We start from the raw sequence: 482 nt of genomic DNA on the forward strand, positions 1-482 counted from the left end.
TCGGCATGGGTATGAAGCCAGAGCAGGCCATTTATGCCAGCACACTCTCTCCAGCCAAGCGGATGCGGATGTATGACCGCGGGGTAATCGCCCCTGGCAAGATAGGCGATTTCCTGCTGCTTTCCAATCTAGAACAGCTAACGATTGAGAAGGTTTTCAAGGCGGGACGCGAAGTTTACGATGTGGACAAAGCTTATATACCAATCATCAAGCCTCCGGCTTTCCCTGCGCATTATTATCAGAGCGTGCAGATGGCGCCTTTAAAGGAAGCGGATTTTGTTGTCAGTATAGAAGCAGCTGACGCTGTTTATACGTGCCGCAGGATGATGGTGAAGGATGGTTCTACATTCACAGAAGAACAACAAGCTCAGGTTGAAGTTCGGCAAGGGAAGCTGCTATGGCAGGAAAGCGGCAGCGCACTCATTGCTACGTTCGAACGCTACGGGAAGAATGGCAATCGCGCCTACGGATTGATTGGCGGC

At 51.5% G+C, this 482-nt stretch carries 1 protein-coding gene; it reads left to right on the forward strand.

Annotation, left to right across the window (positions count from 1 at the left end; all coding sequences use genetic code 11):
- Positions 1 to 482: amidohydrolase family protein (locus AC1DLM_RS35530; protein WP_477572640.1), on the forward strand; the 482-nt coding region annotated here is incomplete at both ends.

Source organism: Paenibacillus sp. 01T442, from assembly GCF_056398345.1.